This window comes from Jatrophihabitans sp., assembly GCF_051960575.1.
Lineage (GTDB): Bacteria > Actinomycetota > Actinomycetes > Mycobacteriales > Jatrophihabitantaceae > JBQCEE01.
The window spans coordinates 1-6,636 of the sequence record NZ_JBQCEE010000351.1; the positions used below are offsets into that span (position 1 = coordinate 1).

5 protein-coding genes are annotated in these 6,636 nt (G+C 74.5%); 2 read left to right on the forward strand and 3 right to left on the reverse strand.

The features are described 5' to 3' along the window. From ACTHMS_RS19500 to ACTHMS_RS19510, 3 genes are all read right to left on the reverse strand, one after another. A partial coding sequence (locus ACTHMS_RS19500) for a transglutaminase family protein (protein WP_440308325.1) occupies positions 1-2,220 on the reverse strand: 2,220 nt, incomplete at its 3' end. Further along, entirely contained in the window at positions 2,217-3,497 is a 1,281-nt protein-coding gene (locus ACTHMS_RS19505) for a DUF58 domain-containing protein (RefSeq protein WP_440308326.1), read from the reverse strand. The genes ACTHMS_RS19505 and ACTHMS_RS19500, both read right to left, overlap by 4 nt. 46 nt (positions 3,498-3,543) lie before the next feature. Further along, positions 3,544-4,548, reverse strand: a complete 1,005-nt coding sequence (locus ACTHMS_RS19510; RefSeq protein ID WP_440308329.1) for an AAA family ATPase — start codon at positions 4,546-4,548, stop codon at positions 3,544-3,546. A gap of 295 nt (positions 4,549-4,843) precedes the next feature. Here ACTHMS_RS19510 and mraZ point away from each other — a divergent pair, with 295 nt between their 5' ends. Further along, positions 4,844-5,275 (forward strand): division/cell wall cluster transcriptional repressor MraZ, encoded by a 432-nt coding sequence (gene mraZ, locus ACTHMS_RS19515; protein WP_440308327.1) that lies wholly within the window; start codon positions 4,844-4,846, stop codon positions 5,273-5,275. Between the two features lie 211 nt (positions 5,276-5,486). Further along, complete coding sequence (gene rsmH, locus ACTHMS_RS19520) at positions 5,487-6,521, forward strand: 16S rRNA (cytosine(1402)-N(4))-methyltransferase RsmH (protein ID WP_440308328.1); 1,035 nt, start codon at positions 5,487-5,489, stop codon at positions 6,519-6,521. The last annotated feature ends 115 nt before the right edge of the window (positions 6,522-6,636 follow it).

Consider the following 6,636-nt stretch of genomic DNA (forward strand, 5'->3'; position numbering starts at 1 on the left):
GCAAATCGATCGGCTGCGCACGACGCGCGGCGGCAACAGCGAGAAGATCAGCTCGAACCTGCCGCCGACCGCGACGCTCCGCGCCTCCGGCGTCAGCCACGCGGCGACCTGCCGCGGGCTGCGGGCCGGCGACCACGCGAGGCCGAGGTCGACCGCCGTGTCGGCGAGTTCCGCCCACAGCGGCCCGGGGTCGCGGTCGCGGGCGGCGTCGGCCCGGCGCCGCCGGCGCCGCGCCTCACGCAGCGCGGCCGGCAGCAGCACCACGACGGCGACGGCCAGGATGACGAGCGGGACGACCCAGACCGCCGTGCCGACCGACGACGACGGCCCGCTCGAGGTGGTCGTCGTGCTCGGCGCGCTGACGCTCGTGCTCACCGACCCGGGACGTCGCGGCCCGGTCGTCGTATTCGGTGCGGTCGGTTCGTTCGGCCCGAGGCTCGGCGTGGGGTGCCGGGCGTAGGGCGGGTCGGCCGCCGCGCCGCCCGCGATGCCGTCGAGCGGTGTCGGGTCGAAGGGCACCCAGCCGACGCCGTTGAACCACGCCTCGACCCACGAGTGGGCCTCGTCGGTGGTGACGGTGAAGTTGCCGTTCCGATCGGGCGCGCGGTGCGTGTAGCCGAGCACCACCCGGCTGGGGATGTCGGCCACGCGCAGCATCACCGCCATGGCGGCGGCGTACTGCTGGCAGAAGCCGGCGCGGTTGTGCAGGAAGTCGACCAGGTCGCTGCCCGAGTCGCCCGGCTTGGTGCTGAGGCTGTACTGGAAGTTGTTCACCGGGTTGGTGAAGAAGTCGTAGATCGCACGGGCGGCCGCGAACTCGGTCGGCTGGTTCGCCGTGAGCCGACCCACGAGCGACCGCACGGTCGCCGGCAGGTTGTCCGGCAACTGGGTCAGCGACTCGAGCGCGGGGTCGTAGCCCCGGGCGGCGTTCAGCTCGTCGAGCGTGGGCACCGGCTGCGTCCACTGCTCGGTGATCGTCTGGCCGCTGTCGACGTTGTCGCCGACCAGCAGCAGTTCGTCCCGGCTCCAGCGGGTGTCGCGGCCGACGCCCGAGACGAGCGACGGCCGGTCGAAGACGGGTGGATTGCCGCGCAGGCCGGTCACGCTGATGGTGGCGCGGTAGGTGTGTCCGCCGGGCGGCAGGTCGGACGGGCTGCCGTCGAACGCCGTCTGCTCGATCGGCTCCTCGTCACCGCTCGGCCCGCGCTGCCAGCCGCCGCCGGTGTAGTCGGTCAGCACGTTCACCCGCGCGTAGAACGGCGTGCCGCTGCCCTGTTCGAGGTGCACCGTGAACAGCTTCTGCGGCTTCGACAGGTGCAGTTCGCCCGCCAGCGCCGCGAGCGGGCTGATCCTGCCGTTGCCACCGCCGACACCGAGCCCGCCGCCGGCCCCACCCGAGCTGCGGAAGAGGTCGCGCAGCGCGTTGCCGCTGCGTGCGGGCACGGCGAGCGGCAGCAGGAGGGCGACGAGCAGCGCCACGAGGCCGAGCCGGACGGCGGAGATCCCGAGGCGACCGCGGTGACGACCACCGCCCGGCCGCGGGATGCGCCGGCCCCAGTCGGCCAGGGTGTCGCGAGCGTCCAGGGCGAGCAGCATGAGGAAGCCGACGGCCGCGAACAGGAACAGCGGCCACGACACCGGGTGCTTGGGCACCGCGCCGGCGAGGGTGAAGGTGACCAGCAGCGGCACCCCACCGAGCGCACCGTGGCGCCCGACCACGGCGATCAGGTCGACCAGCGCCGCCAGCAGGCCGAGCATCGCGCACAGCACCAGACGCACGGCCCGGGTGCTCTGGATGGGTGCGACCTCGTTGTTGCTGGTGCGGTGCAGGTCGGCGAGCAGCCCGGTGACGTCGTGCCACGTGTCACTCGTGGGGATGCACTGGCCGATCGCGTGCTGCGGCACGAACAGCACCGTCAGCCACGGCACGAGCAGCACGAGGCCGGGCCAGATGTGCCACGGCGCCGCCTCACGCCGCAGTCGCAGCAGCAGCGCCGGGCCGATGACGACGACCAACGTCGCCCACACCTCGACGAGCCAGCCGAGATCGCGGAACAGCGCCTTCAGCGACACCGCGCCGAGCGCACAGGCGACCACGGCGAGCAAGGTGGGTGGGGCGGCGCTGCGGGCCGCGTGCGGTGCCGCGGGGGCCGGTCGCCGCGGCGGTGGCGCGCCGCCGCCCGGGGGTGCCGGGGCGGGGCGGGGGAGGGTCGCGGTCACGTCATCACCAGGCTCGGGGCGGCGAGGGTGCGCCACACCGTCGGCAGCCGGTCGCCGCGTCGCGCGACGGCCACCCGCCACCCGGCCTCGCGCAGCTCCGCCGCCGCGGCGGCGGCGGACGAGGGCTCGCCCTCGACCGGGACGGCGTCCGGGTCCCAGCTGTCGACGTCGAGCAGCACCGCGAGCGCGGCGGCCGAGGCGCCGCGCGGGTGCGCGTCGGCCAGCGCCTGCAGGCTGCGCGGGTCGATCTCGCCGAGCACGGCGACCACGATCGAGTCGCGCAGCGCCGTGCGCACCGGCACGGCCAGGCCGGCGAGCGATGCCTGCGGCGACGGCGCGAGGGTGGCCAGGGTGTCGATGAACCGCACGGTCGAGCTGAACCGCTGCCGCTCGGCCTCGACCGGGTCGACGAACAGGCCGACGTCGCGCCCGGCCTGCAGCAGCGCGGTGCCGATGCTCGCGACCGCGCTCACCGCCCACTCGAGGCTGTCGGTGTCGCGGTGGTCGACGCCGTCGACGGCGGGCAGGCGCAGGTGCGCCTCGGCCCGCGCGTCCAGCACCAGCGTGGCCTGGCCCTGCCACGGACGTTCCTCCTGCCGCACCATGAGCGCGCCGGTGCGTGCCGACGACCGCCAGTGGATCTTGCGCAGGTCGTCGCCGGTGCGGTACTCGCGGGTCGACGCGTCGTCGGCGCCGTGCACGCCGATCGAGTGGCTGCCCGCGTTCTCGCCGATGTCGTGCGAGCGCGGCGGCTCGACACCGCCGAGCGTCTCGACCACGGGCGCGATGACGAAGTCGGACGCGGTGGTGAACGACCGGGTCACGTCGACCATGCGGAACGGGTCGGTCAGCCGCACGCGGAGCGGCCCCACGCGGTACCGGCCGCGACCGAGACCCGGCACGCGGTACGAGACCGTGCGCGACTCGTGGCTGCGCAACGGGTCGAGCACGAACCGTGCCTGGCCCTGCACCTCCGAGGGGAGGCGGTCCTCGAGCATGAGCGAGCCGGTCGGCAGCGCCGAGCGGTTGGTGACGGTGAGGTGCACGGTGACCGGCTGCCCGGCGACCCCGCGCACCGGCTCGACCGAGCGCCGGTTGCCGATGCGCAGCTGCGACCCGCGCACCACCGCCGCGGCGATGAGCGGCACCACCACGGCGAGCACGCCGACGCGCAGCAGGTCGCGCTCGCCGAGCACGATGCCGCAGGCGAGCGCGGTGGCGCCGGCCGCGAGCAGGCAGGTGGCGCGGGTGGTGAAGCCGACCGAACGTCGGCTCACGGCAGCACCCCGGTCATCGCAGCGGCTCGGTCACGACGGCGGGGCGTCAGCGCGACCAGACCGGTGCCGCCTGGGCGGCCGGGGACGGTGTGGGGCCGCCGGCCTGACCGTCCTGCGGGATCGGCGTGCTGCGGGCGATGCGGTGCAGCACGTCCGCGGCCGTGCGGCCGGCGACGTGCGCCTCGGCCGTGATGATCAGGCGGTGGGCCAGCACCGGCACGAGCAGCTGCTGCGGGTCGTCGGGCAGCACGTAGTCGCGTCCGTCGAGCGCGGCCCAGGCCTTCGCGGCCCGGATGAGCTGCAGCGTCGCGCGCGGTGAGGCGCCGAGCCGCACCTCGGGCGCCCGCCGCGTCGCCTCGGCGAGGTCGACGGCGTAGGCCTTCACCGCGTCCGACACGTGCACCGTGCGCACCGCCGCGATGAGTGCGCGCACCTGAGTTGCGTCCGAGACGGGCTGCAGGGTGTCGAGCGGGTCGACGGCCGCGTGCTCGGCGAGCATCGCGATCTCGGCGTTGCGGTCGGGGTAGCCCATCGAGATGCGGGCGGTGAAGCGGTCGCGCTGCGCCTCGGGGAGGGGGTAGGTGCCCTCCATGTCGATGGGGTTCTGCGTCGCCAGCACCAGGAACGGCGACTCGAGCCGGTAGGTCTCGCCGTCGACGGTGACCTGCCGCTCCTCCATGCACTCGAGCAGCGCCGACTGGGTCTTGGGCGACGCCCGGTTGATCTCGTCGCCCACGACGAGGTTGGCGAACACCGGGCCGGGCTTGAACTCGAAGTCGCGCTCGTCGCTGTTGTAGACGCTCACACCGGTGAGGTCGCTCGGCAGCAGGTCGGGGGTGAACTGCACCCGCCGCACCGAGCAGTCGATCGAGCGGGCGAGGGCCTTCGCGAACTTGGTCTTGCCGACGCCGGGGACGTCCTCGATGAGTAGGTGGCCCTCGGCGAGCAGGACCGCCAGACCCAGCCGGACGACGTCCGCCTTGCCCTCGATGACCTGCTCGATGTTCGCCGCGATGCGCCCGACGACCGCGCGCACGTCGGCCAACGGCATCGCACCCCGGTCGAGCGGCGTCGCCACCGGATGGAGTTCTGTCACGCACGCCGTCCTTGTCGCTGCTGAGCGCCGGGGAGCGCTGGGAGGTCGATCAACCCCTCTGACGAGTATGCCGAGGCTGCAGGTTTCCGGCACGAGTCTCGGACGATCCCGGACCGCGATCTGTTGCGTGCAGAGGCGACACACAGCAGAACGGGACTGCCGGAGGGGGGAGATGTGGGTTAGAGTGGGGGACAGTGGGGAGGCGGGGAGCGAGTTGGCCCGCTGAGCCCCGGATCGGGAGGTGACGCCGATGTTCCTCGGCACCCACACCCCCCGTCTGGACGACAAGGGGCGGCTCGCACTGCCGGCCCGCTTCCGACCGGAGCTGGAGGGCGGCCTGGTGATCTGCAAGGGCCAGGACCGCTGCCTCTACGTCTTCTCGGTCACCGAGTTCGACCGGTTCACCGAGGCGTTGCGCCAGGCCCCGATCACCGACGTCAAGGTGCGCAACTACGGTCGGCACCTGTTCGCCGGCGCGTCCCACGAGGCACCCGACAGCCAGGGACGCATCACCATCCCTCCCCACCTGCGCGACTACGCCGGCCTGAGCAAGGACTGCGCGGTCATCGGCGCCAACACCCGGCTCGAGGTCTGGGACGCCGAGGCGTGGCAGCAGTACCTCAGCAGCACCGAGCAGGACTACGCCGACGTCGCCGAGGAGGTGCTGCCCGGCCTGTTCTGACGGCGCGACCGCACCACCCCGCACGCACCACCGCCCCCCCCCGCCGCGCGTCGTCCCGATCGGCCCCCTCCCGTCCACCACCCCCGGACGCCACCTGGCGCACCTTCCCCGGTGCCAGGCGACCTCCGTCGGGTGGGGGACGGGCGGGGACCCGTCCGGACGACACCGGCCCTGCGACTCCCCGCCCGCCGCACCACCGCCGAAGGACGTCATGACCGCTCCGGACGACCCGCGCGCCGTCTCCCCGGACCCATCCCCACTCGTCCCCCCACCGGTCCCCACCGTCACGCACGTCCCCGTCCTGCTCGAGCGGGTGCTGGCCCTGCTCGCCCCCGCCTTGAGCGACCGGCCGGCGGTCGCCGTCGACGCGACGCTCGGGCTGGGCGGCCACGCCGAGGCCCTGCTCACCGCGCACCCGCAGCTGACCCTCGTCGGGCTCGACCGCGATCCGGCGGCCCTCGACCGCAGCCGCGCCCGCCTGGCCCGCTTCGCCACCCGCGTGCACCTGGTGCACGCCGTCTACGACCGCATGCCCGAGGTGCTCGCCGAGCTCGACCTGCCGGCCGTCGACGGCGTGCTGTTCGACCTCGGCGTCTCGTCCATGCAGCTCGACCTCGCCGATCGGGGCTTCGCCTACGCGCAGGACGCGCCGCTCGACATGCGGATGGACCAGAGCACGGGCGCCACGGCCGCGGACGTCGTGAACGGCTACGCCGTGCCCGACCTGGCCCGGGTGCTGCGCGAGTACGGCGAGGAGCGCTTCGCGCTGCGGATCGCGCAGGCCATCGACCGCCGCCGCCGCACGAGCCCGCTGACCTCGACCGCCGAACTGGCCGAGCTGGTGCGCGACGCGATCCCGGCCGCGACGCGACGCCACGGCGGCCACCCGGCCAAGCGTACCTTCCAGGCGCTGCGCATCGAGGTGAACCGCGAGCTGGACGCGCTGCGCACCGCCGTGCCCGCCGCCCTCGACGCGCTCCGCGTCGGCGGCCGCATCGCCGTCCTCTCCTACCAGTCGCTCGAGGACCGCATCGTCAAGCAGGCCTTCGCCCGGCTCGCGACCGACCGCACCCCGGTCGACCTGCCCGTGTCCCTGGCCGACCGCGGCCCCGAGTTGCGGCTGCTGACCCGCGGCAGCGAACCCGCCACCGACGACGAGATCGCCGCCAACCCGCGCGCCGCCTCGGTGCGGCTGCGCGCCGCCGAACGCATCGCCCCCGCCCGTGACCTGAAGGAGAGCGCATGACCGACGTCGCACGTCCGTCGGAGCCGTCGACCGGAGGCGGAGGGGCGCCCGTGCTGCCCGGCACCGCGTCCCGGCGCGCGGCCACCGGTCGGACCGCCGCGGCGCGCAGCGGGGG